The 1643-nt window shown below is 53.4% G+C and carries 1 protein-coding gene and 1 pseudogene; both read right to left on the reverse strand.

What is annotated here, in order from left to right; translation table 11 throughout:
- A pseudogene (locus WAO31_RS02700) lies at nucleotides 1–226 on the reverse strand (sugar ABC transporter permease); the annotation flags it as partial.
- A gap of 136 nt (nucleotides 227–362) precedes the next feature.
- Nucleotides 363–1643, reverse strand: a 1281-nt coding sequence (locus tag WAO31_RS02705; RefSeq protein ID WP_509589949.1) for an ABC transporter substrate-binding protein, incomplete at its 5' end; no start/stop codon positions are given.

Here is a 1643-nt window from a genome sequence, read left to right on the forward strand (position 1 = left end):
GAAAGAACCCCAGTGAAACTGAGGAGACTACGACGGTTATAGCGTAAACAATGTTTCGAGCAAAGGCGGCGTAAAGCCTTTCGTCGCTCAGGGCTTTGGAGTAGTTGTCAAAGCCGACTGGATCCATGTCCCCATAGCCGGAGGCCGAGGTCATGCTGTATTCAATTGCAGTGAATATTGGCCAAATGATGAAAGTTGCTAGTAGGGCTAAAGCGGGTGCGGTCATTGCCACCCCGAGCCAAACAGACTTACGCCTTAGATTTTTTCTCTTCGATTTCAACTCATTGTCCAATACTTGTTGGTGTTAGGGGCCGGGCGACCGCCACATTTAGAGACCGCCCAGCCCCCCCATTAGAAACTCGCTACTTGGTGTAGAAGTCGCGGGTTGCTTCAGCTGCTTCCTTGGCCGTCAACTGCCCGAGGATTAGCTTTGGGAACACCTCTGTGTTGAATAGGGTGCCACCCTCAGCAGTCATAGCTGGGAAGTAGGTTGACTGGTCAACGAATCCGTTTCCAGCTGCTGTTAGGAACGCACCCATCAAAGCGTTGCCGCTCGATACATCGAGGTTGATGCTAGGGATGGTGAATAGAGTCTCAGCCAACTTGCCCTGAACACCTGCAGAGGTGATGAACTTAGCAAATGCAACCGCAGCTGCCTTGTTGTCCGAGTCAGCGCTCACTGCAAGCACGTTGGCATTTCCACCACCGAGAATGCGGTTCGGCTCAGCTCCACCCAAGGCTGGAAGCACGTAGGTGCCCAGCTCGAAGGTTGCGTCCTCGGCCACCTTGGCTAGGAAGTTCTCAGGAACGCTTACAAACTGAGCTGTCTTCTTCTGCAAGAACAATGAAGTCTCAGCATCGATGTCTGTTGAGATCTGGCTCTCGCTCCAGCAGTTAGCCTTTGCCATGCCTTCAACTAGCTCCAAGCCCTTGATGTACTCAGGGTTTGAAACGTCGAAGTTCGCCTTGTCTGTTCCGTTCATGGTCTGATCCCAGGCAAGAACGGTCCACCAGGTACCCCATACCGCACCCGTTAGCGACATTGGGATGTAGCCTGCTGCGCTTAGAGCCTCGCAGTTTGACAGCAACTCGTCATAAGTGGTTGGAGGCTGAATTCCTACCTCGTTGAAGATGTCTTGGTTGTAAATCGATGCAACGCTGATGGCGTTGAATGGCAATCCGTAGACCTCTCCCGCAGTAGCGATGTCAACCAACTGAGAGTTTGCGCCACTCAATAGGCTCGGAACGAATGAGTCGCCCCAAGTGCCATCCATGTCGAAAGCAGGAGTCTTCAAGTCCTCCTGTAGGTCGTATAGCTGGCCGCCCTTTGCTAGATCCACCAGAGGCTGCCCCTGAACCGAGAACACATCAGGAAGGTCTCCGCTGGAGGCAAGGGCCTGAAGCTTGGTTGGGTACCCGTCAATTGCAGTGAACTCCAAGGTCACGTTAACGTTCGGGTAAAGTGCCTCGAACTCGTCAACTAGGGCCTGGTCTGCATAGGCCCACCAAGTTGAGAACGTGATGTCACCTGAGATTTCGGACGCTTCAGTGGTTGTAACTTCGGGCTCTGCGGTGTCCGCATTCTCTGCTGCTGGTGCACATCCAGCCAAAAAGACTGCGGAGATAGCCGTGGCGGCTACACC

This window comes from Rhodoluna sp. (assembly GCF_049276775.1).
Lineage (GTDB): Bacteria > Actinomycetota > Actinomycetes > Actinomycetales > Microbacteriaceae > Rhodoluna.